We start from the raw sequence: 22,759 nt of genomic DNA, 5'->3' as shown, positions 1-22,759 counted from the left end.
CGTCGCGGGCGCGCAGGCCGAAGCCAGCGACGCAAGCGAGCCGCCGACCGTCGTCCTTCCCCACTCGTTCGTCGTCGTCGGCGAGGGCTTCCACGACGGTTGCGGCGACACCGGTTCGCCAGGCGATGAGACCGCCAGCGTCGATGTGGAGCTCACCGTCGAGCAGAACGGGCACGTCTGGTCTCTGGGCACCGCTGACGCGGCGAGCCGCGGCTCCGACTACTCCATCACGTGGGCCGTGGAGTCTCCACCAGCAGGTCTTGGTCCTATGCCAGCGGTACTGCGAGCGGGCTCGACCGAGGAGGAGGTCTACTTCTCGATCGAATGACCACCGACGGCTGCCCGGGTTCTCGTTCGGAACGTCAGTTCGATCGGCGAGACCGACTGCGCCGGAGGCCGTCGACGTTCGCGGCGATTCGTGGCCTGCTGTTGCCATCCAGGACATCAGCCGCGGCAGCATCCGCGTGTTAGGCCGGGCCAAGACCTCACTGATGACCCCGATGAGCGTCATCGCCACCAATCTGGCTCGACCGCTGGCACGCCCGGCGAGCAGCCGCCGAAGCCGCAGCCCGCGACGGGGAGCACGGGCCACGTACGCCCGTGGGCGTGATGCCGCGCCCGAAGAGGCGGAAACTGCGAAGGACCCGCCACCAGGAACGGTGCCGGGTCCTTCGTCGTGCTCTTTCAGATCCCAATCGTCAGCCCGAGACGGACCAACTGCTAGCACCTGCGGGTGGAGCTGAGGGGATTCGAACCCCTGACCTTCTCATTGCGAACGAGACGCGCTACCAACTGCGCCACAGCCCCGCGAGCGGGCTAAAGACTAACACCACGGCCGCTCGCTTCGCGAAATCCCGCTCACTCCCCCGCAACGCGGCGCTTGGCCAGGACCGCGTTCAGGTCGATGCTGCCGGTGGTCTCGACGGGGGCCTCGAGCGGGCCGCGCACGTCCTCGACCGCCTCGGACGTGGCGTCGGCCACCGTGGAGGTGCGGGCCGCCGTGGAGCCTTCGAGGTTCTCGAGCGGAGCGGGTTCGCGGCGCGGGGCCGACGCCTTCATCGTGTAGGTCGGGCGCGGGACCGGGATCGGCGACCAGGCCTCGTCCTCGGCGGGCTGCTCGGCCACCTGGGCGGTCGGCCCCGTGAGCGCCGAGCGCCGCACGACCGGGATCGCACCCGTGGCGTGCCGTGCCAGGCCGCCGGTCTCGCCCTGGTCCTCGACGATGCGCTCGAACACCTCGGTGCTGGCATCCGACGGGTGGATCGCCCGGCCCGTCACGAACGGGAGCGTCGACTCGCGGCGGTCGCGGGCTGCTGGGTCCGCGGCCTGCTCTGGACCGGCGACGGACGAAGGATCGGTATGAGCCGCCTTGCCGGAAGCGGCCGCGGTCCGCGACGCGGCCTTGGCTGCGGACGCGGTGCGGGCTGCCGCCGCGAACTGCTCGGCGGTCGCGGTCTTGGCCGCCGGACGGGCGGCGCGAGGCGCCGAACCGGCCGACGCGCTCGTCGCCTCGGTCGCCGCCGAACGGGCGGTCGCGGCGGCGGTCGCCACGGCGCGCTGCGCTCCGGTGCGCGGAGCACCGGCCACGCGGCGCTCGTCGGCGATGCGGGCCTCCCACTCGGCGTCGGCCTCGCGGCCGGCGAGGACCGCGCGACGGCCGAGGACGAGGACGGTGCTGAGCAGGACGGTCGGTGCGACGCCGACGACCCAGCCGACGGTGGGCACGACCGCGAAGGCGGCCCATCCGGCGACGGTCGCGAGCAGAAGAAGGCCGGCAAGGACCGCACGACGGCGAGCCGCAGCGGCGCGGCGGGCGACCGCAGCGGCGCGCGCAGCGCGCGCCTGAGCTGCGCGCCGAGCGGCGTCGGCGGTGATCCGGTCCTGCATGCCGTGCGGTCGGTCCACGGTGGTGCCTCCTGTCGCGCTCCCGATCTGCACCGGTAGCCCCTTGCCCGGGGTCAGTAGCCCCGCGGTACTGCTGGCTGCCGTCGTGGCCTGAGACGCCGCCGAGGGCGACGCGCGGGACGTCACAGCCACCACGCGCAGCGCCTCGGAGAACCGGTCGTCCGCCCGGGACTCGAGCAGCTGTTGCCGGTGCCGCAGCTTGTGCGGCACCAGGTACGCCACCCACAGGCCGACCAGCGCGAGCGCGACCGGTCCTGCGAGATCGTTCACGCACCGACGGTAGGCGCCGGACCGGACGCTTCTGGGGAGGGCGGCGGCGTGTCGGGGAGGCGTCACCCGCGAGTGGACCGGGTCAGCCCCGGCGGGCGTGCCAGCGCGCCAGCAGCCCCTCGGGCACGTCCTCCACGGTCAGCGCGAAGGATCGGTGGTCGCACCAGTGGTCCTGGATGTGCAGGAAGCGCTCGCGCACCCCCTCGTCCCGGAACCCGAGCTTCTCGACGACCCGCAGAGACGGCCGGTTCTCGGGCCGGATGTTCACCTCGACGCGGTGCAGGCCGAGGGCGTCGAAGCAGTGGTCGGTGGCGAGTGCGACGGCTGTGGGGGTGATGCCGCGGCCCGCGACGTGCTCGGACACCCAGTAGCCGATCGCGGCGGACCTCAGCGAGCCGTAGACGATCGACGAGACCGTGAGCTGGCCGACGAGGGCACCGTCGAGGTCGATCGCGAACGGCAAGGTCGTGCCGGCGCGGGCCTGCGAGGCGAGCGTCCGCACGAAGGAGCCGAACGACGGCCGCGGGCCGGTCAACGGGGTCGGGCTGGTGGCGTCCCACGGCTCGAGCCAGCCGGCGTTGATCTGGCGCAGCTCCATCCAGGCGTCCTGGTCCCGACGACGCAACGGGCGCAACCGCACGGCACCGTCGACGAGGACCGCGGGCCAGCCGGCGGCGGTCATCCTTCGAGCACCAGACAGTGGATCGTCTGCCCCGGGTGCACGGTCAGGTCCGTCTCGCCGACGACCGCCAGCGCGTTGGCGTGCGCGAGCGCGCTGATGCTGGGCTCCGACGGGTCGCCGAGGGGCGTCAGGCGGTAGCCCTCGTCGGGAGACCCGAGCACGGTGGCCGGCACGAACTGGCGCAGGCCGGGCGGCGAGATCCACCCCGTCTCCGCGAGGGCCGCGACGGAGGGTCGGAACAGCTCGGCGTGACCGGCCATCGCCCGCAGCGCGGGCCGGACGAACACCTCGAACGACACCTGGGCGGCGACGGGGTGCCCCTGCAGCGCGAAGATCGGCACGGCCCGGTCGTGCTGGACGTCGGAGTTCTCACCGCCGATCGTGCCGAACCCGTGCCGGTAGCCGGGCGTCATGGCGACCTGGTCCAGGCGCACGGTGCCGAGCGGCGCGAGCACGTCCTTGACCGTGTCGTGCGCGAGCTCGGACAGCCCGCCGGTCAGGATCACGAGGTCGGCGCGGACGAGCTGGTCCTCGAGGGCCTCACGCAGGACGGCACGGTCGTCGGGCAGCGCCGCCACCCGTACCGACGTGGCTCCCGCGTCCCGGACGGCGGCGTCGAGCGCGTGCCCGTCGGCCTCGTACACGGTTCCGGCGAGCGTGCCCGTGCTGCCGGGTTCGACGAGCTCGTCGCCGACCGAGATCAGGACGACTCGCGGCGTCGGATGCACCCGGAGGCGTCCCCGACCCAGCGCGGCGGCGAGGGCGAGCTGTCGGGCACCGAGCCGGGTCCCCGCCTCCAGCACCACGCTGCCCGCCCGCACGTCGGACCCGGCAGGCCGGACGTGCTGGCCGGATACAGCGGGTCGCTGCATCGAGACGCGGGCGGTCCCCCGGTCGGTCTCCTCCAGCGGGACGACCGCATCGGCACCGATCGGCAGCGGGGCACCGGACGCGATCCGCACCGCGGTCCCCGGCACGAGGCGAAGGGGACCGCCCTGGCCGGGCCGGACGTCGTGGGCGACCGGCAACGGCGTCTCGCTCGCGTGGCCGGACCGCGACGTGTCGTGCGCGGCGACCGCGTAGCCGTCGCGGGTGGCGACACCCACCGCGGGCAGGTCCTGCGTCGCGACGACGTCACCCGCGAGGATGCAGCCGACAGCGTCGTGCAGCACGACGTCGAGCGGCGATACGGGCCCGACGGCCGCGAGCACCGCGGCCAGGTGGTCCTGCACCGATCTCATGCGGGCATTCTGCCCCGTCGCGGTCGGTCAGGCGTCGCGCTTCCGGACGAACTCGGTGAGCCATTCGCGGAAGTCGGGTCCGAGGTCGGGCCGGTCCGACGCGATCTGCACGACCGCCTTGAGGTAGTCCAGCCTGTCGCCGGTGTCGTACCGCCGGCCGCGGAACACCACCCCGTAGACGCCGCCACCCTGCTCGGCAGGCGTCTCGGCGAGCGTCGCGAGCGCGTCCGTCAGCTGGATCTCACCGCCGCGACCGGGTTCCGTGCTCTCCAGCACCTCGAACACGGCCGGGTTGAGCACGTACCGGCCGATGATCGCGAGGTTGCTCGGCGCCGCGTCGGCGTCCGGCTTCTCGACGAGCGCCGTGATCCGGACCTGGTCCTCGTCGTCGTCGGAGAACGGCTCCACCGCGGCGCACCCGTACAGCGAGATCTGCGACGGTGGCACCTCCAGCAGCGCGATCACCGAGCCACCCGTGCGCTCCTGCAGCGCGAGCATCGTGCTGAGCAGCTCGTCGCGCTCGTCGATCAGGTCGTCGCCCAGCAGCACGGCGAACGGTTCGGCGCCCACGTGGTGCTTGGCCTGCAGCACCGCGTGCCCGAGGCCCTTGGGCTGACCCTGCCGGACGAAGTGCACGTGACCCAGGTCGGTCGACTCGTGGACCTTGGCCAGCCGCTCGGTGTCGCCCTTGGCCTCGAGGGCCGCCTCGAGCTCGGGAGAGGCGTCGAAGTGGTCGGCCAGCGAGCGCTTGGACCGGCCCGTGATGAGGAGGATGTCGTCGAGGCCGGCCCGCACGGCCTCCTCGACGACGTACTGGATCGCCGGCTTGTCGACGATCGGGAGCATCTCTTTGGGAGTCGCCTTGGTGGCGGGAAGAAAGCGGGTACCCAGACCCGCGGCGGGGATGACGGCCTTGAGGATAGTCATCTAGGGACACTATCCGGGGTGTCCGGAATGTGCAGTGGTGTGGGTCACGGGACCCACCCCCAGGGGGATCACCCGGACGGTCGCAGGTGCGACACTTGCCGCATGAGCAGCGTCGCCCAGCCCTATCCGCACGTCTCCGAGGGTGACGACGTCGAGGACGTCAAGGAGCAGCTGCGGCTGGCCATCAGGGAGGCCCGCAGGGCGCGTTCGGCCCGCCGTCGCGACGAGGCGGCGCAGGCGTTCGCTCGGGTCGTGCTGACCATCCCGGCCGTCCAGGACGCCCGCTGCGTCTCGGTCTACGCCGCCCGCTCGACGGAGCCCGGAACCGGTGCGCTGCTCGAGGAGCTGTCCGCCCGTGGGGTCCGCGTCCTGATGCCGGTCCTGGGCAGCGGCCTGCAGCGGGACTGGGCGGAGTACACGGGTCCCGACGACCTGCGCGAGCGCGCGCCCGGACGTCCGCCGGAGCCGGGCGGTCCGACCCTGGGCGCCCACGCGCTGGCCGACGCCGACGTGGTCATCGCCCCGGCGCTGGCCGTCGACACCAGCGGGGCACGGCTCGGGCAGGGCGGCGGCTGGTACGACCGCGCGCTCGAGCACATCCGACCCGGCGTCCCGGTGGTCGCGCTCGTCTTCCCCGAGGAGCTCTACGACGCCGGCGTCCGGCCGCTGCCCAGCGAGCGCCACGACCGCACCGTCGACGCCGTCGCCACGCCTGAGGGCTGGCACCCGATCGAGGCGCTCAGGAACTAGGCGCCGAGGGCGGCTGCCGCTCGGAGGCGGTCACGAGCGAGGGACCAGGGTCAGCTCGTCGTGGGCGTCCGCCTGCGTCGCGGCTGCCGAGAACGGCCACGCGAACGTCTCGCCCCGCGACCACGGTCCGAACTGGTCCGCGTAGTGCACGCTGCCCGGGTGCCCGGACGTGCCCGTGAGGGTCACCCAGGTCGACGAGTCCAGGTCGCTCAGGTCCACGACCATCCGCATCGACGGCGCGGACGTGACCCCGAACGATCCCGAGCTCGCGTCCCAGGACGTCGCATCGACGATCGACGAGCCTCCCCCGACCCCGAGGGCGGAGGGATTGACCATCGACCGGACGAGACCCGGGACCGACGGTCCCCCGAGGACCAGGTGCTCGGGAGCGGCCTTGTGCAGGTCACCCCAGCGCCACTGACTCGTGTCCCGGCCGAGCTGAGCCGTGAGCTGCCGGCGGGCGGAGACCATCGCGCGGGTCAGCACCTCGTCGCGCCCCTCCACGACCCCGGCGGTCCGCTTGTCGTCCCACCAGGGAGACGTCGGTTGGTCGAGCAGCCCGCGGACCACCTCGAGCCAGCGCGACCCGCCGACCGGGCCGGAGCCCTCCGGGAGGTCGTCGGCGAACGCCGAGCGAAGCACGTCCGCCCACACCGCTGCGAAGTACGCCGCCGCGGCCGAGTCGCCGGACTGCGCCCGGTCCCAGGACCGCAGGAGGTCCTGCCCCTCGCGGTCGAACGCCGAGGCGATGTGCTGCTGGAGCAGGACCGGGACCAGGACGTCCGCGTACGGGTTGTGCTGGTCGAGCTGGAGGCGGCTCATGTCCGCGACGGTGAGCTTGTGGTCCTTCGCGGCCTGGATCTGCTCGCGGATCCGCTGCGCGCGGTAGCCGTAGTCCCAGTCCTTCGTCAGGAACGGCCCCACACCCTGGGGGGTCACGGCGTTGTTGGCCGTGACGACGAACCCGTCGACCGGGTCGAGCGTGCGGGGCATGTCGGCCGGGTCGACGAAGCCCTGCCAGTCGTACGCGCTGTCCCAGCCCGGACGCGGCCAGGTGCCGTCCGAGGGGACCGGGCCGCCGACCACATCGGCTCGGATCGGGATCCGGCCGGGTGCCTGGTAGCCGATGTGGCCGTCCGTCGTCGCGAAGACGATGTTCTGCGACGGGACGTCGAGCAGCGCCGCGGCCGACTGGATGTCGCCCGCGTCGGCCGCCACGTCCATCGCGAGCAGCGCCTCCATGGTTCGGGTCGGCTGCAGGGCTGTCCAGGCGAGCGCGACCTCGAACGTTCGGCCTTCCTTCGGCGCTGGCGCCGCGGCCACCGTTGCGACGTCGAGCACGTCCGACACGATCGGGCCGTGCACCGTCTCCCGGACCGGCAGCCGGATCAGGTCCCCACCGTTGACGGCGATGATCTCGGTCCGCTCCGAGATCGGCGCCGTGCCACCGTCGACCTTCGTCGTGCTGCCCGTGACGTCCTCGAGGAAGAAGTCGCTGACGTCCGCCCCCAGGTTGGTCAGCCCCCACGCCAGGTGGGGGGTGTGGCCGATGACCACACCGGGGATGCCGGCGAACGAGAATCCCGAGACGTCGAACGGGCACGCCCGCGAGACGTCCGCGCAGCGGAGCCCGACCTGCGCCCAGACGCCGGGCGCCGAGATGCCCAGGTGCGGGTCGTTCGCCAGCAGCGGCTCTCCCGACGCCGTCAGGGCGCCGCTGACCACCCACGAGTTGGAGCCGACACCCTCCCCCTGCCCCACCAGGTGCGGCACGGCGTCGAGCGCCTTCCGGGCGCTGGCCACGGCGCGCTGGAGCTCACCCTGGGACAGGTCGAGCGGGGCGAGTGCGGCGGCGTCGGTGACGGTGCTCGGCAGGTCCGCACGGTCGAGGATCGGCGCGTTCATCTCCTGCGGGTACGTCGGGTAGAGCTCGTCGACCCGGCCCACGTCACCGATCGTGGAGTAGGCGTCCGCCCGGCCCAGCTCGTCGTCGTAGTTGCCGCGCAGGTCCCACGCCATGGCCTTCAACCAGGCCAACGAGTCGACGGGGTCCCACTTCTGGGGGTCTCGGATGTCCAGCTGGAGGTCGAGGATCGTGTACTCGACCGCGATCGCACCCTTCGGCTTGCCGTCCAGGTACGCGTTCACGCCGTCCGCGTACGCCTGCAGCGCCGCCCGCGTGGCCGGCGTCGCCGCCTTCCACTCCTGCTCGGCGACCCTGCGCCACCCCAGCGTCCGGGTGACCTTGTCCGCGTCGATGGCGTCCTTCACGTTGCCGACGAGCTCCGCCAGCCGGCCCGAGGTCACGTGCCGGCGGTAGTCCATCTCGAAGAACCGATCCTGCGCGGCGACGTAGCCCTGCGCCATGAACAGGTCCTTCGACGACTGCGCCGTGATCGTCGGCACTCCCCGGCCGTCCCGGGTGACCGTGACGTCCGACCCGAGCCCCGGGAGCTCGAGCGTCCCCGCGACCTCGGGCAGCGGGCGGCGGACCACGACGAAGCCGGTGACGAGGACGCCGACGAGCACGACGACGAGCACCACGGCGAGCGTGACGACCGAGAGACGGACCAGGTGGCGACGAGGCACGCTTCGGAGGGTACTTCGCCCGCGCCTCGGACGTTCGCTCGGAATGACGTGGCGGCGGTTGCCGTTAGGATTAGCACTCGGATGTTGTGAGTGCCAGGTTGTCTCCTGATCGCCTGAGCCGCCGACCACCTGCCAGGAGACGTTGTTCCGTGCCTACCTACGCCTACGCCTGCACCGCGTGCAGCCACGCCTTCGAGGCGGTCCAGTCCTTCAGCGACGACTCCCTGACCTCGTGCCCCGAGTGCGAGGGGCGCCTGCGCAAGGTGTTCTCCTCGGTCGGGGTCGTGTTCAAGGGGTCCGGGTTCTACCGCAACGACGCCCGCGCCGGAGCGAAGTCGTCGACGTTGAGCCCGGCGCCGTCGACGCCCTCGACGTCCGACTCGTCCACGGCCAGCTCGTCGACGCCCGCGCCGGCGACCCCCACCCCCGCACCCGCTGCCGCGAAGCCCGCCGCATCCTCCTGACCTGCTGGTAGTCCGACTCGGGCACTCCCTGGGCGCGACGCGCCCACAGCCCCGAGTCGGGCCGTCCACCCGAGGCGCCGCACCTGCGCGCGCGCTCTGCTTTCTACCGTCAGGGCATGCGCTCATCCGACGGACGTCCGCCGCCGCTCACGGCCCGCCGCCGCCCCGGCTCCCTCCGGCTGCGGGTAGTGGCGTGGCGCTGCCGGTTCCTCGTCTGCGCCCTCTGCCTCGGCGTCGCGGCGACCTCGACCGTGCACGCACTCCGCCCGCCCCGCGCACCGACTGTCGGCGTCGTCGTCGCGGCTCGTGCGGTCCCGGCGGGAGCCGCCCTGACCCTCTCGGACGTGCGGATCGCCCGGTTCCCCGTCGGGGCCGTACCGGACGGCGCTCTGACCGACGTCGGCGCAGCCGTGGGAGCGTCGGCGGCGGTTCCGCTGAGCACGGGCAGCCCCCTCGGGCCCGGCCTGCTCGCGTCCGACGAGGTCCGCGGTCCGCCCGGCACGGTCGTCGCCACCGTCCGGTTCGCCGATGCCGCGGTGGCCGGCCTCCTCTCCCCGGGCATGCACGTCGACGTCCTCGCCGCGACCGCCGAGGGCGGTCCGGGTGGGGTCGTCGCCCGACGCGCGCTGGTCCTGCCGGTCGCCCACAAGGTCGCTGAGCCGAGCGGGCTGCTCGGCGGCAGGACGTCCGACGACGACTCGGTGCCCGTGCTCGTCGCGGTGTCACCCGACGAGGCACCGGCCCTCGCCGGCGCCGCTGCCTCCGCCTTGCTGTCCGCGGTCGTCGTGCCATGATCGTCAACCGTCGGTGCACAGCGACGGGAGATGCACGGCGCCCGACGGTCCACCTCGGCCGGCGGTGCACGTCCACCGGGAGTGCCGGCGCCCACCAGCCCCCTCGACGAGGAGCACCATGACGGATCGATTCACCAGCGGCGACGGGCTCCACGGCAGCAGGCCGGTCCTGCAGGGCTTCAAGGACTTCATCGCACGCGGCAACGCGATCGAGCTGGCCGTGGGGGTGGTGATCGGCATCGCGTTCGGGGCCGTGATCAACGCGGTCCAGGACAACTTCCTGAACCCGCTCATCGGGTGGATCTTCGGTCAGCCGAACCTCGACAACCTCTGGAACATCGGGCCGTACACCTGGCCGGGCAACGACGGTGCCCAGCCGATCCAGGTGGGCGTGATCCTGAACGCCCTCATGGCCTTCCTCCTGACGGCGGTCGCCGTCTACTTCTTCGTGATCCTGCCGCTGAACGCGCTGGCGAACCGTCGCCGGAGAGGTGTGGAGGCGGAGCCGGCGGCCCCGGCCGAGGACATCCTCCTGCTCCAGGAGATCCGCGACCTGCTCGCCGGGCGCGCGGCGCCGGGCGGGCGCAACGACCCCGGCCCGAACACCCCAGGCACACCACCGCCGCCCACCTGACGCCGCGCCGCCGTGCGGAGGTACCCACCGACCCACAGCTGCGGATGTGGAGATCCCGGGTGCCCACGTCCGGCTGTTCGGGACTGGGCTCCGAGTCTCCGGCGTGGTCGGCGCTCACCAGTGCGGCGGCTTGTCCGTGATCAGCCGGTCGTCGTTGGAGCCCGGCGTCCGCTCCCCCCAGCCGACGTCGGTGTCGTCAGCGCTTCGGTCGTGGTCGCCCGTGCGGGCTGCGCGCCGCGCTTCCGACGGGGCCTCAGCCGGCCGGTGCTCGGTGGACTCCTCGGACGCCCTGTCGCCCGCGCCGGCCGTCATCGCCGGCAGCACGGAGACGACGTTCGCGTCGTCGCCGCCCACGGTTCCGGCGCGCCGGACGGCCCGACGCGGCCCCTGGCCACGCCCACCCCGAGTGTCCGACACCCTCCGATGATCCCACCGTGGCCAGGTCCCCGGCGCCTGACGGACGACGACTGGTCAGCACGCCCAGTCGAACGCGTCCGACTCCAGGTCGATCTGCGCGATCCCCGACCCGAAGTTCAGGCCCGGCAGCTCCTCGAGCTCGAGGTAGTAGGCAGTGAAGCCCTCGGCGAGGCCCTGGACCGGGAACGCCGTCCCGCCGAGATGGGACGTCGGCAGGTCCTGCGCCCACGGCAGCACCGCGAACTGCTCGTCGAACGGCGAGACGTACCCGGGCGACCCGTCGGCTCCGAACGCGTCGACCGGGGGTAGCCCCGCGTTGGGATCGGGCCGTTCCCGCAGCCAGACCGTGCGGGTCGGCTCGAGGGTGTCCCACGCGTTCGGGCCTTCGTCCGTGGCGACATGCTCACCCGGGCGTCGAGGGTCTGGCGGCGGTGCGCTCGGACCCGCGTCGAACTCCTCCTGGGTGAGCCACACGAGCGCGAACTGCCCGTCGATGACGTCCTCGCGGCGGCGCAGCTGCGCGTGCGGCGTGGAACGTGCGAGGTCGACCTCGAACGGATCATCAGCGTCGGCCGCGGTCCGCGACGCGGCAAACTGACCTTCACCCTGGAAGAACGCAACCGCCGGGTAGTGCGGGCCGCGACGCTGAAAATCCTCGGGGAGCAGCAGCGTGATGGCGTGGAACATGGGCAGTCCCGTTGCCGTGCCGCGCGGCCAGGTCGTCGGGTCGAAGCCCGGGCCTGTCGTCCCGATCCAGCCCGACGGGACCGCAGACGCCGGCACGGGGAACGTCGGACCGTCGCCCGAGGACATCCGCAGACCGCCCTCGGCCTCGAACCACAGGTCGAAAGCGCCAGGGCGCGCGCTACCGTCTGCGACGTCCGGAGCCGCGACCGGCTCGACGTCGCTCGTGATCGGTCCCGACTCGGCCGTCACGGCCTTCGTGCTTCGACCACGGTCGAGGGCTCGCCATATCGGGGGCACGGCGAGATCTTGCCATCACCGGCGGGACAGCAGCGGCCGTATCGGGTACCGGGCGAGGCCCGACAAGCGACGGGGCGTCGTCCGGTCTGCTCAGGACAGGGCTCGGGCGATCGCCGAGCGGACAGCCGTGTCGATGCGGTACGAGCGGCGGGTGACTCCCAGCTCGTCGCGCAGGGCGGCCGCGAGCTCCTCGCGGGTGCGCTCCTGCTCGTCGGAGCGGAGCCAGGCGACGAGCTCGTCCAGCTGGTCGTCGCTGTACGCGCCGATCGGCAGCCCCCGTCGGACGTCCGGACGCTGCCGCGTCGGGACGGCGAGCGCCAGCTGGAGCGGACGGCTCGTCGGCGTCTCTGGCGTGCCCTGGTCGGCACGGACGCCGCCGGACGCCGTGCTGGCCGGTGCAGTCGAGGCCACCGCCGACGACGAAGGGGCGGACGTCGAGGCCGGGGAGCCGGTCGACCCGGCGGAGGCGTCGGACGGCGCGGCAGGCTCAGACGTCGAGACAGACGACGCGGACGCAGGGGTCGACGCCGGAGCCTGGACCGGGATCCCGCGGGGCGCGCTGTGGGCGGCCCGCGAGACCGCCGCCGGCGCGGCAGCGGGACGTGCCGCCTCGGCGCGCACCGCGGCTGCGCTCAGGGCACCCGTGAGGACGGAGTCCACGAGGATCGGGTGTGCGGGAACCGAACGCACCGGTCCGGAATCCGTACGTGCCGACTCGTCGGGATGCGCGGCGAACGCACCCGAGTCCGTCGAGACGGAACCGTCGGGGTGGACGGGCAGGGCGCCGGTCGTCGTCGCCACCGACCCGGTCGGCAGGGGCTTCCCGGCGTCCACCGCGGCGGCCCGACCGGCGGAGGGGTCAGGCGTGGCACCGGCCGGGGTGTCGTCGGTCGCGGTCACCGGTGCGGCGTCCTGCAACCCGGTGCTCGAGTCGTCGGAGACACCCGTCGTCGAGGCGGCGTCCGAGCCTGCCGCCTGAGCGGGATCTGCAGGGTCGGTCGTCGAGGCGACGTCCGAGCCCGCCGCCTGAGTCGTCGCAACCTCGGTCGCAGCGCCAGACGCTGCGGTCGGGAGGTCCTCGACGTCGTCGGCCTCGTCGATCAGACCCGGCAGGCCGAGGTGGAGCGGGCCGCTGCGGGGGCTGGCGGGCGTGGGCACGCGCGCGTGGACCGCTCGGCGGATGCGGTCGACCTCGGCCTGCGGGTCGATGAACGCGGCGGCGGACCAGACACGGACGACGGACCAACCGACGCGCTCGAGACGGTCGGCCGTGAGCCGGTCGCGGACGCGCACCGAGGGCTCGACGGTGTACTCGGCGTCGTCCGTCAGGACGGCGACGAGCATCTCGTCGGGCAGGTCCGGGTGGCCGACCACGAGCGGGATGCGCTCGCCGCCGGGGATGCCGTGGTTCGCCTCGACGAGCAGCCCGTGCTTCCAGAGGCGCTCGGCGATGTCGAGCAGCAGGCGGTCGGGCTCGGGCGACTCGACGGGGACGGAGTCGGCGGCGGACCCGGGCGCCACGGCCAGCGCGACCGCCGAGTCCGACACGGTGAACCGTGGCGTCACCAGGTCGGCGTCGGCCGAGCCGGCGGAACGGCGGCCGACGAACGCGAGCAGGTCGGCGAGCAGCTGCGGCCCGGCGCCGCGCAGACGGTCGGGGTCGAGGTCGTCGGCCCCGAAGCACGACACGACCGTGAGCCGGTGCCGGGTGGACCCGAGAGCGTCGAGCAGGAGCGCGTCGCCACCGGGCGCGGAGACGGGCCCGAAGCTGTGCAGGACCCGCTTGTGCGGCGTCCGGCCCAGCCCGACGGACAGGATGACGGCCTCGCGGCGCAGCCCGGCGACGTTCGGCAGGTCGGTGACGACGAAGGGCTCGGCGCGGCCGGCGTCGAAGAACGCGGCGAGCGCGAGGTTGGCGCGGACCTCGGCGAGGACGGCTTCGCGGACGGCCTCGGCGTGCCGGGGCGTCGCGGTGATGACGGCAAGGGACTCGTCGGGACGCAGCAGCGCGTGCGTCAGGACGAGCTCGACGACGTGCTCGACCTCTTCACGGGTCGAGTCGATGATCCCGGTGGCTCGGTCGGGCATGCCGGTGCCGTCGACGATGTCGAGGTGCACGAGCGGCCGGTGCTGGGGCAGCGGGGTGGGACGCAGGACGCCCGCGTAGCCGTGCGCGGCGAGGAAGGCGGTCAGGTACGGGTCGCGACGCGACGCACCGGCGAGCAGTGCCACGGAGGGCAGCACGTCGGCGAGCGCGCGGACCGCGGTGCTGGAGGCGCAGCGCGCGTCCCCGAGCACGACCACCTGACGACCGCGGGCGATCGCGGCGAGCGCGACCTCGACCGGGAGGTGCGCGGCCGAGTCCAGGACGACGAGGTCGACGGTGCGCGTGGGCGGGAGCACCTGCGGGACCAGCATGGGGCTCGCGGCGATCACGGGGCGCAGCCGACGGGCCACGTCCGGGTGGCGCGTGACCGTGTCGCGCAGCGTGGTCAGCCGCTCCTCGACGAGGTCCGCGAACAGCGCCTCGGCCTGCTCACGGTGCTGGCGCAGTGCAGCGCCGATGTGCGCGACGACCGAGGTGAGCACCGGCCCGGGCAGGCTGTCGACGTGTGCGCGGTCGAGTGTCGCGTAGTGCGCGGACAGGCGCCCGAGCGCGGTGCCGTCGTAGCCCGCGAGCGCCGGGTCGTCGGCCAGGATCTGCTCGATGACGGTGCTCCACCAGGCGAGGTCGAGCTCCGCGGCCGCGAGGGCCGGAGCCGTACGACGCGATGCCAGGTCCTCGACCAGCGGGCCGAGCCCGGCGAACCGCAGGCGGTGCAGGAGGCCGGCGCGGTCGGGCAGCGTGTCCAGTGCGGAGGTGTCCTCACGCAGCCGGGTCAGGCGCTCGACGAGGGTGGCGAAGGGCAGGGACGACAGGCCCGCGCCCAGCGGCGTGCCCTCCAGCACGTCGTCGAGGGCGTCGAGGTCGGCGCGCACGGCGGCGAACTCCTCCTCGATGAGCTCGAGCCCGTCGGGCAGGCGCGGCCAGCCGCCGGACGGGCAGTGCGCCTGCCACACCTCACGCTGCGCCTGGACCTCGAGCAGCGCGGCATGCAGGTCCGCGATCGGGCGGCCAGGGCGCAGCATGTCCTTGGACTGCTTGCGCAGCCGGCGCCGCACCCAGTACCCCATGGGCACGTCGTGCTGCTCGCGCCACTGCTTGGTCGCCGTCGCCGCGACGAGGTCGGCGGCGGTGCGCTCGAAGACGATCGGCTGGAACACGTCGAGCGCGGCACGCACGCCGTCGAGCATCGTGAGCTGCTCGGCCCAGGCGCGCAGTGTGGTCGCCTGCACGAGGCCCGTCTCGGCGGCGACCTGGGCGGTCCGCTCCACCAGGGCCGGCAGCATGCCGTCGAGGAGTCGCTCGACGCGGCGCACGGCGTTGTCGGCGTCGGCGCGGGTGCGCAGGTCGGCGCCGTACCACGGCGTGTCGGTGGGCCGGACCTGGAACGCCCCGAGCTCGCCCGCACGCACGAGGTCGGCGGTCAGCTCCGCCCGCCGAGGAGCGTCGAGCACGCGGGCGACGTCGGTGGTGAGCCGCACGGTCGTCCTGGGGGTCGGTCGCGTCGACGTCAACCGCGCGAGCTGCTGCAGCGCGTCGTACGCGGACACGCCCCACGGGGAGCGCTCGGTGTGCAGGGCGTCGACGTAGGCACGCAGACGTTCGCGCTCGGCGACGAGCGAGGACCGCAGCGCGACGACCCCGTGCGCGTCGACCGGCGGCGCCTCGAGCGTCATGGCCCCGAGCAGGCGTCGGGAGATCGCCGACCGCCACCCGGCGTCGGGCGCGACGTCGAGCAGGAGGTCGCCGAGGCCGAGCGACGAGAGCCGGGAGGCCAGCGCGGTCGCCGCGCGGCGGTGGCCCGGCACGTACAGCACCGTCCGGCCCGACGCCGCGGCGTCGGCGACGAGGGCGGCCAGGGTGCCGGTCACGTCGGCACCGGCGGGCGCGTCCACGAACAGGTGCGTCCCGGTGGCCACGACGTCGAGCACGTGCTGCTGGGCGGGATCGAGGTCGCCGACGCCACGCTCGAGCGCGGGGTCACGGTCGCCCGGCACGGGGACCGGCAGCGGCCGGCGCAGAGAGGTGTCGATGCCGGCCAGGGCGGCGACCACCTCGTGGCGCTCGAGCGTGCCGGACAGGTTGTCCAGGTCGTCGACGAGGATCTGGCCCGGGTGGACGAACGTCCCGACGACGACGCGATCGGTCAGCGAGAAGTCGTCGAGCACGGCCTCGCCGAGGGACGCGAGCCGCTGCAGGGCGCCGCGCGGGTCGAAGCCGTTGGAGGTGAACGTGCCACGCGCGACGGCGCCGGGGTCCAGCAGGGCGCCGCGGGAGCGCAGAGCGCGGGCCAGCACGGGGTTGACCTCGAGCGACGGCTCCAGCGCCAGCTCGTAGTCGCTCTCCCCCGAACCGCGTGCCTTGAGGCTCACCGGACGGAGCAGGACGGGCGCGCGGACCGTGCGCGGCACGGCCTCGGACTGCTCGACGCCCGTCTGGTCGCGGTGCCGGGTGACCGACGCGAGTGCGGCGACGTCGTCGGTCGCCACGTCGGGGGTGGTCCGCTCGGTCCACGTCGCGACGCCGATGGCGAGCGAGGTGGGCAGGATCCCGTACCGCTGGGCGTAGACGGCAGCGCGCGCGGACACGGCACGCGCACGGCGGCGTGCCGTGGACAGGGCGGCACCGTCGCGCACGAGGTTGGACAGGCGCGTCTCGCGGCCGGCGAAGAGCTGGGAGATCCCCGACGGGTGCGCCGCCGTCAGGTCGAGCGCGGCCTCGCCGAGGAGCTCGACGTCGACGAGGGTCGACCCGCCCGCAGCCTCGACGAGCGCGGCCCGCCAGGTGGCGACGGCGCTCTCGAGGAGCTCGGCCGGACTGGGTGGTTCGACCAGGACCACGGGGGCGTCGACGGCCGCGCCGACGACTGCGGCCGCAGCGTCGGCGGCGTCGCCGAAGGCGGTGGCGGACTCGGGAGCCTGGTCGGGCCCCGAGCCGGTGGAGAGCGCGGGGACGGTCACGATCGAACGCTAACCGCGGACTCGGCCCGTGCCGGGGAGGGCGCGCCGGGGCGGACGCACGAAGGGCGCGGACCGGATCAGATGATCCGCCGCGCCCTTCGGAAGTGAAGACGGTGCGCACCGCGCAGGGGGCAGGCGATGCGCACCGTCAGGTACGAGTCTGCTGCAGAAATCTCTACTGGTCAAACGTCCAGGGGAGATTCCTCGTGACGTCCACCACGTGACGCATCACGCACCCGATCCGCAGGATCACGGGGCAGACAGAGGGTCGGGTCCAGTCATTCGCGCCCGTGATGGAGTCGTAGCGGGCCTCACGTGATTATTCCGCGGCAGAGCCCGAGGGCGTGACACGTCACGGCCGAGACGACCCGGGTGATGGTCTCCTCCAACCCGACCCGTCGACACAGCAGCCGCCTGGGAGACCCACAGCGAGCGTGTCGCTGAATCGGAGCAGCGCGGGCGTGGCCACACGGCTCCGCACTGGGTAATCGCTACCGGACTTGTCCGCGTGCACTCGACGCGGGCCCTCCCGGCGGGTGAGAGTACGGATCGAGAACGCGCCGCCGAGGAGACCCCATGAGCACGACGACCGACCAGCCCGCCCGGTCGACGACCGCGGCACTGGCGTCGGCGGTCGACCGGCGCACCGACTGGCCGGGGCGCGAGCGTGCTCGGGCCGCCCTCACCGCCGTGGAGCTCGACGACCCGGTCGGGGCGGCCCAGGAGCACCTCGCCGCAGTCGGTGACGTCTTCGGGCTCTCGACGACGGACAGGGCCCTGCTCGAGGTGGCGCTGCTGGCCGAGCTGCACCCCAGCGCGCACCTGCTCATGGGCCTGCTGTCCGGCGACGAGGGTCCGGCGCGGCCGACGGCCGCCCTCGCGCTCGAGCTCGTCGGCGCGAGCGTCGTCGACGGGGCCGCACGCGCCCGGCTCACGGACGACGGACCGCTGCAACGCCGCGGCCTCCTGACGCTCGAGGGCGACGACGTCCTGCTGGCCCGCCGGCTCAGGGTCCCGGACCGGGTCGTCGCTCGGCTCCTCGGCTCGTACCGGGTGCCGGACCTCGTGGCCCGGGTGCTGCGCGACCCGCAGCCGGTGGACGTCGAGGGCTACCTCGACGTCGCGGCGGCGCTGGCGCTGGGCGAACAGCTCGTCTGGGTGCACTCGCCCATCGGCACGGCCGGCACCGCGCTCGCCGTCGCGGCCTGCCGCCACGTCGAGGTGACGTGCCTCGTCGCGGACCTCGAACGGCTACCGGTCACGCCGGGCCTCGGCACGGACCTCGGGCTCGTGCGGGAGACCACCCGGGCGCTCGTGCTGGAGGCCGGGCTGGACGGCAGCGTCCTCGTGCTCGCAGGCGCCCACCTCGCGGCCGAGCTGCTGGGCGAGCTCGACGCCGTGGTCCCGGTGATCGCCGTCGGCCGCTCCCCCTGGGACCCACGCTGGGCGATCGGGCTGCCCGCGGCGGTCGTCGCGGGACGGCTGAGCCAGGGCGAGCGCGCCGAGCAGTGGCACCGCGTGGTCGGCGAGCACGCGACGACGCGGGACGTCCTGACGCTGCGGATGACCCCCGAGGAGATCAGCGCGGTCGGCCGCCGCGCCGAGACCGACGCCGCCCGGGACGGCCGGACGGTCGAGCCCGACGACGTGCGCATGGCTGCGCGCCGCCTCGGGAACACGCACGGCCCGCGGGTCCGCACGAGCGGGTCGCCGGCCACGCTGGACGACCTGGTCCTGCCGGCGCGCACGCGGCACGAGGTCGAGCGACTGATCGGCTGGGCCCGGGATCGCGACGACGTCCTCGCGCTGGGGGAGCTGCAGGGCAAGGGCGGCAAGGGCGCCGGCATCTGCGCCCTGTTCTCGGGCAGTCCGGGCACCGGCAAGACTCTCGCGGCGCACGTGGTCGCCGACTCCCTCGGCATGGACCTGTTCCAGGTGGACCTGTCGGCCGTCGTCGACAAGTACATCGGCGAGACCGAGAAGAACCTCGAGAAGGTCTTCACGCAGGCTGAGTCGCTCAACGCGGTGCTGTTCTTCGACGAGGCCGACTCGCTGTTCGGCAGCCGGTCCTCGGTGTCCGACGCCAAGGACCGGTACGCCAACCAGGAGGTGTCCTACCTGCTGCAGCGCATGGAGGCGTCGGAGGGCATCACGGTCCTCGCCACGAACCTGCGCGGCAACCTGGACCCGGCCTTCGCCCGTCGGCTGCACTTCATGATCCACTTCCCCGACCCCGACGAGCTCACGCGCCGGATGCTCTGGGAGCACCACCTGGCCCAGCTGCCGCAGACCGACCCTGACGACCCGATGGACGTCGAGTTCCTGGCCGCCAGCGTCGAGCTGGCCGGCGGCGACATCCGCAACATCGTCCTGGCGGCGGCCTACGACGCGGTCGCCGTGCACCGGCTGGTCGGGATGCGCGACGTCCGCGCCGCGACCGTGCGCGAGATGGCCAAGCTCGGCCGACGCACCAACGACGCACGGTGGACCGACGACGCGATCTGACCCGAACGCACCAGTTCCTCCCGGAGTGCGAACGGGTGATCTGCGTCCGACACGGCAACCTGCGTAGCCCTTACCGATGCCCTGGGCACCTACGCCGCGCACGCTGTCCGCCCGGGGGCTGTGCGTCCTCGTTCGAATGCCGGAGGTCCAAGTGAGCAGTCCCGACGTACGCGTGCCCGTCGCCGCGGTGCCACAGCCTGCGCAGGCCGTGGACGGGACCTTCGCTGCGCCTGCCGCCTCGACCCCGTCGGCCCCGGTCCCGATGTCGGGCCTCACGGTCGGGCGCGCCGACGACCCGGCCGAGCACGCCGCAGACCGGATGGCCGATGGCGCTCTGGCCCGGCTGCGCGCGACCGTCTCCCCGGGTGCCGAGGCCGACAAGCACGCGCACGACCCCGGCTGCGGCCACCTGCGCCGGTCGCCCGCGCCCGCGGCCACCGCGACGGTCGGGATGGCCGGCGGCGCGCTCGACGCCTCGTCGTCCGACCGCATCGAGTCCGCCCGCGGTGGCGGTTCCGCGCTGCCGGACGGCGTTCGGCGCCGTATGGAGACCGGGTTCGGCACGAACCTGAGCCATGTGCGTGTCCACGACGGGGCTCAGGCGGGCGCCCTCAGCGCGGGCATGAGCGCCGAGGCCTTCACCACGGGCAACGACATCTTCTTCGGCGCGGGCAGGTTCGCCCCCGAGACGCCCTCCGGTGAGCGGGTGCTGGCGCACGAGATCGCCCACGTGCTGACCGAGGGCGGCTCCTCGACGGCGCGGCGGTCGCCGAAAGACGACAAGGCCGCCGCCAAGGCGAACGTCGGGGTCGTCGCGGCCGAGGACAAGCGGCTCAAGGAGGCGCGCGTGGAAGGCGTCGCCACCCGCAAGGCCGAGACCGAGGCGGTCTACGCCACCAGCAAGGACGCACCAGAGCCCGTGCCCTCCGGTCCGGACAACGCGGCGGGACACCAGCCCCGGGCCAAGAACGCCGTGGGTGCGCGGGTCGACGCCGTCACCCTGCGCTTCAACGAGGCACTGCAGCGCGAGTGGGACCTCTACCAGGAGCTGAGGGCGACGGAGCCCACCGAGTCCGACGAGGTCATCGTCGACAAGGCCTACAAGCAGGTGTGGCAGGACGAGTTCAAGGACCTCGCACACAGGGCCCCGGAACGCGGGACCGAGGCCGAAAAGCTCGTGATGCAGGTTCGCCAGACCCGGGCCGCCGCGCGCGAGGTTCAGGAGCCCGAGGGCCTGGTCAAGCTCCCCAAGAGCGCGGAGGCGGAGAAGGCCGAAAAGATCGACGCGACGGTCAAGAAGCTGCCGCTGAGCGTCCAGCAGGCGTACGAGCGCATGGTCCGGTACCGCGACGACCTCGCGAACGGCGGCGGCAGCAAGGTGCTCTTCCAGGACGAGGCGTACGCGGAGGTCAAGAAGGGCCTGCCGGCACCGGTCGCAGAGAACCTTCCCCCGCAGGACGGACTGCTGGACCAGGCGGCGTGGGCCGCCGCCGAGAGTCGGGTCGCGGCGTCGAAGGAGAACCTGCTGCTGCTCGATCCCGCCGATCGCGAGACCGCCTGGAAGGCCGGGGCGGCGCCGGAGCAGACACCCAAGGTCGGCGGCCCGCAGTCCGACGAGGCGAACGCCGAGATGGGCGCTGCCAAGACGATCACGACCTGGCATCACCTCAAGTCGCTCGTGACGGGGACCGACGCGTACGCCAGCTCGGTCCGCGAGTCATGGTCAGAGCCCGACCCGAAGGAACGGTTCAAGGCGACGAAGGCGGGCGCGGGGGCCCTGGAGACCATGGTGGGCGCGGCAAAGAAAGCCGCGGACGAGGCCAAGGACATGGGCGGCGGCGTGACCGAGAGCGTCAAACGGCTCATCCCCGGGTTGGACCTCGCGTCGGCCATCCTGTCCATCGTGAAGTGCGGCGCAGACCTGGCCACCGCCGGGAGCCGGCAACACGAGACGGACAGCGCGATCTTCCAGGCGCGCGTCAAGGGGGGCGCCGACAAGGTCGACGTGATGGTGTACCCGCTGATGAAGGTGTCGCAGATGTACACCAAGAACCTCGAGCAGGCGTGCTGGTCGCTGGCCATGGCCATCTTCGACCTCACCACCTCGGTCGCGAACGTGGTGACCGCGGGGGGCTTCGGCATCCCCAAGGCTGTCGAGATGGGGAAGACCGTCCTCGACAAGCTGCACACGGTCGCGCACTTCATCGCCGGCAAGGTCCTCGACGAGATGGCCCTGACCGCGAACAAGGAGTCCGCGGTCATGCACCAGGAGGGCGGCGCCGAGAACGAGCTGAAGAAGAACCCGAAGATGGCCGTCGACGCCATCATCCTGAAGGCCGCCGGCGGCGACACGACCGCAATGGCGCTTCTCTCCCACTACCGCATCGCAGGCGAGCCACTCACCCTCGAATACCTCGAGCAGATCAAGCCGCGCCCGATCAGGCCGATGGACCCGAGCCCGAAGCAGGCGGTCCGGACCTCGGCCGGCAACCCGGCGGAACCGAAGCCGGACGCCGAGGACGGCGTGACGAGCAACGACGCCCTCCTGGCCAAGGTCCGGAAGGTGGTGCTCGAGGGCATGGGGGCCGAGGCCGACCCGAAGTCCGCGTACGAGGACATCAAGAAGCTGGCTGCGACCAAGGGCGCCATCCTGATGAAGATCGGGAACGCCCTGGGTTCGCCGAGCCAGGCCGAGATTGCGCAGCTCGACAAGATCGAGCCTCTGCCGTCGGGCGTCCTCGGCATGGTCGGCAACGCCTCGGTCCCCGTAGGGGCCACCCCCGAGGACGTCCGGACGTTCCTCGCCGCGATGTCCGACACGGCGATCGAGGAGGAGATCGCCCGCACACCGCGCCGCAACGAGCCCGGGTGGATCGCGATCCTGCGCGGGGCCCTCCGGGACATGAACTACACGCCGACGACACGGCAGCGAGGGTCGGGCCGGGGAATGTCGGACATGCCGGCGACACGGCAGCGATCGTCGGCCCGGGTGGCTCCGTGAGCGCCGACCCGTTCCTCAGTCTCGTCTCCGAGGCGCTCGTCTGCGCCGGCCGGGAGCTCGAGATCGACGCAGACCTGATGGCGATCGACATCGCGTCGCGCGACCCCGAGATCGGCTCGGTGCTCGGCGTGCTGCGCCCGGTCGCGCGGGCCGTGACGTTCTACGTGATGCACCCGACGCTCGTGGCCCCGACGGAGTACCCGGAGGTTTCCGCGCTCGTCCTGCGGGCGACCTCCGACCTGCTCGACGCCGCCCTGGAGATCGACTTCTCGACGGGGTCCGTTGCTTACCGCTCGCCGGTCCTGCTCGGTGACCTCGAGCTGGACGCCGAGTCTCTCGGTCAGCTGCTCGTCGCGTCGGTCGAAGCCGTGGAGGCGACGGCCGCGCGGTACCGCGACCTGATGGACGCGGTCATCGCCGGCCAGCTCGCGCCCGACGTCGCGGCCGCCCGGGCACGCCGCGCTCCCCTGGACGAGCTGCAGGCCCAGGTGGACGGGATCGAGAGCCGCTGACCGGCCGGGGAGGCCTGCGC

General features: G+C 73.3%; 15 protein-coding genes and 1 tRNA gene. 7 read left to right on the top strand and 9 right to left on the bottom strand.

The features are described from left to right. Positions 1 to 734 precede the first annotated feature (734 nt). The 5 genes from I847_RS0118160 to galU form a co-directional block, all read right to left on the bottom strand. Positions 735 to 807 (bottom strand) — tRNA-Ala (locus I847_RS0118160). A 51-nt stretch (positions 808 to 858) separates the two neighbouring features. Next, positions 859 to 2,175 carry a hypothetical protein gene (locus I847_RS0118155; protein ID WP_028050814.1) on the bottom strand — a complete coding sequence of 439 codons (1,317 nt, stop codon included), beginning with the start codon at positions 2,173 to 2,175 and terminating at the stop codon, positions 859 to 861. Between the two features lie 82 nt (positions 2,176 to 2,257). Then, a complete protein-coding gene (locus tag I847_RS0118150) occupies positions 2,258 to 2,857 on the bottom strand; it encodes a GNAT family N-acetyltransferase (protein WP_028050813.1) in 600 nt (199 codons plus the stop codon). Then, a complete protein-coding gene (gene glp / locus I847_RS0118145) occupies positions 2,854 to 4,098 on the bottom strand; it encodes a gephyrin-like molybdotransferase Glp (protein WP_028050812.1) in 1,245 nt (414 codons plus the stop codon). The genes I847_RS0118150 and glp overlap by 4 nt, the downstream gene beginning before the upstream one ends. Before the next feature lie 27 nt (positions 4,099 to 4,125). Then, on the bottom strand, positions 4,126 to 5,025 hold the full coding sequence (gene galU, locus I847_RS0118140; RefSeq protein WP_028050811.1) for a UTP--glucose-1-phosphate uridylyltransferase GalU: 900 nt from the start codon (positions 5,023 to 5,025) through the stop codon (positions 4,126 to 4,128). A gap of 102 nt (positions 5,026 to 5,127) precedes the next feature. On the opposite strand from galU, the gene I847_RS0118135 reads away from it, so the two are divergent. Further along, a complete protein-coding gene (locus tag I847_RS0118135) occupies positions 5,128 to 5,775 on the top strand; it encodes a 5-formyltetrahydrofolate cyclo-ligase (RefSeq protein ID WP_028050810.1) in 648 nt (215 codons plus the stop codon). A gap of 30 nt (positions 5,776 to 5,805) precedes the next feature. Here the strand turns inward: I847_RS0118135 and I847_RS0118130 are convergent, their stop codons facing one another. Beyond that, the gene (locus I847_RS0118130) at positions 5,806 to 8,364 is read right to left on the bottom strand and encodes a penicillin acylase family protein (RefSeq protein ID WP_028050809.1); all 2,559 of its coding nucleotides are present in this window, start codon (positions 8,362 to 8,364) and stop codon (positions 5,806 to 5,808) included. A gap of 149 nt (positions 8,365 to 8,513) precedes the next feature. On the opposite strand from I847_RS0118130, the gene I847_RS26355 reads away from it, so the two are divergent. The 3 genes from I847_RS26355 to I847_RS24760 all read left to right on the top strand — a co-directional run bounded on the left by I847_RS26355 (position 8,514) and on the right by I847_RS24760 (position 10,256). Further along, positions 8,514 to 8,828 (top strand): FmdB family zinc ribbon protein, encoded by a 315-nt coding sequence (locus tag I847_RS26355; RefSeq protein ID WP_081681111.1) that lies wholly within the window; start codon positions 8,514 to 8,516, stop codon positions 8,826 to 8,828. 116 nt (positions 8,829 to 8,944) lie between these two features. Beyond that, entirely contained in the window at positions 8,945 to 9,622 is a 678-nt protein-coding gene (locus tag I847_RS0118115) for an SAF domain-containing protein (protein WP_028050808.1), read from the top strand. A 118-nt stretch (positions 9,623 to 9,740) separates the two neighbouring features. Beyond that, positions 9,741 to 10,256: an MscL family protein gene (locus tag I847_RS24760; RefSeq protein ID WP_034610864.1), complete on the top strand. Its 516-nt coding sequence runs from the start codon at positions 9,741 to 9,743 to the stop codon at positions 10,254 to 10,256. A gap of 114 nt (positions 10,257 to 10,370) precedes the next feature. On the opposite strand, the gene I847_RS0118105 is transcribed toward I847_RS24760, so the two are convergent. The 3 genes from I847_RS0118105 to I847_RS24755 form a co-directional block, all read right to left on the bottom strand. Beyond that, complete coding sequence (locus I847_RS0118105; protein ID WP_155856219.1) at positions 10,371 to 10,673, bottom strand: hypothetical protein; 303 nt, start codon at positions 10,671 to 10,673, stop codon at positions 10,371 to 10,373. A gap of 54 nt (positions 10,674 to 10,727) precedes the next feature. After that, positions 10,728 to 11,609 carry a hypothetical protein gene (locus I847_RS0118100; protein ID WP_051275049.1) on the bottom strand — a complete coding sequence of 294 codons (882 nt, stop codon included), beginning with the start codon at positions 11,607 to 11,609 and terminating at the stop codon, positions 10,728 to 10,730. Between the two features lie 138 nt (positions 11,610 to 11,747). Then, on the bottom strand, positions 11,748 to 16,721 hold the full coding sequence (locus tag I847_RS24755; RefSeq protein ID WP_231384277.1) for a hypothetical protein: 4,974 nt from the start codon (positions 16,719 to 16,721) through the stop codon (positions 11,748 to 11,750). A gap of 576 nt (positions 16,722 to 17,297) precedes the next feature. On the opposite strand from I847_RS24755, the gene I847_RS24750 reads away from it, so the two are divergent. From I847_RS24750 to I847_RS0118080, 3 genes are all read left to right on the top strand, one after another. Then, positions 17,298 to 19,226 (top strand): ATP-binding protein, encoded by a 1,929-nt coding sequence (locus tag I847_RS24750; protein ID WP_051275048.1) that lies wholly within the window; start codon positions 17,298 to 17,300, stop codon positions 19,224 to 19,226. Between the two features lie 151 nt (positions 19,227 to 19,377). Then, the gene (locus tag I847_RS25960) at positions 19,378 to 22,227 is read left to right on the top strand and encodes a DUF4157 domain-containing protein (protein ID WP_155856218.1); all 2,850 of its coding nucleotides are present in this window, start codon (positions 19,378 to 19,380) and stop codon (positions 22,225 to 22,227) included. After that, on the top strand, positions 22,224 to 22,739 hold the full coding sequence (locus tag I847_RS0118080) for a hypothetical protein (protein ID WP_028050805.1): 516 nt from the start codon (positions 22,224 to 22,226) through the stop codon (positions 22,737 to 22,739). The genes I847_RS25960 and I847_RS0118080 overlap by 4 nt, the downstream gene beginning before the upstream one ends. Positions 22,740 to 22,759: the final 20 nt, after the last annotated feature.

The organism is Cellulomonas sp. URHD0024, from assembly GCF_000426185.1.
GTDB lineage: Bacteria > Actinomycetota > Actinomycetes > Actinomycetales > Cellulomonadaceae > Cellulomonas.
This window is presented reverse-complemented; position numbering and strand designations above follow the sequence as displayed.

What these genes read in the sequence shown, in the direction of transcription:
- I847_RS0118150 (WP_028050813.1), bottom strand. Translation starts at nt 2,857, where the DNA reads ATGACCGCCGCCGGCTGGCCCGCGGTCCTCGTCGACGGTGCCGTGCGG.
- glp (WP_028050812.1), bottom strand. Translation starts at nt 4,098, where the DNA reads ATGAGATCGGTGCAGGACCACCTGGCCGCGGTGCTCGCGGCCGTCGGG.
- galU (WP_028050811.1), bottom strand. Translation starts at nt 5,025, where the DNA reads ATGACTATCCTCAAGGCCGTCATCCCCGCCGCGGGTCTGGGTACCCGC.
- I847_RS0118135 (WP_028050810.1), top strand. Translation starts at nt 5,128, where the DNA reads ATGAGCAGCGTCGCCCAGCCCTATCCGCACGTCTCCGAGGGTGACGAC.
- I847_RS0118115 (WP_028050808.1), top strand. Translation starts at nt 8,945, where the DNA reads ATGCGCTCATCCGACGGACGTCCGCCGCCGCTCACGGCCCGCCGCCGC.
- I847_RS24760 (WP_034610864.1), top strand. Translation starts at nt 9,741, where the DNA reads ATGACGGATCGATTCACCAGCGGCGACGGGCTCCACGGCAGCAGGCCG.
- I847_RS24750 (WP_051275048.1), top strand. Translation starts at nt 17,298, where the DNA reads ATGAGCACGACGACCGACCAGCCCGCCCGGTCGACGACCGCGGCACTG.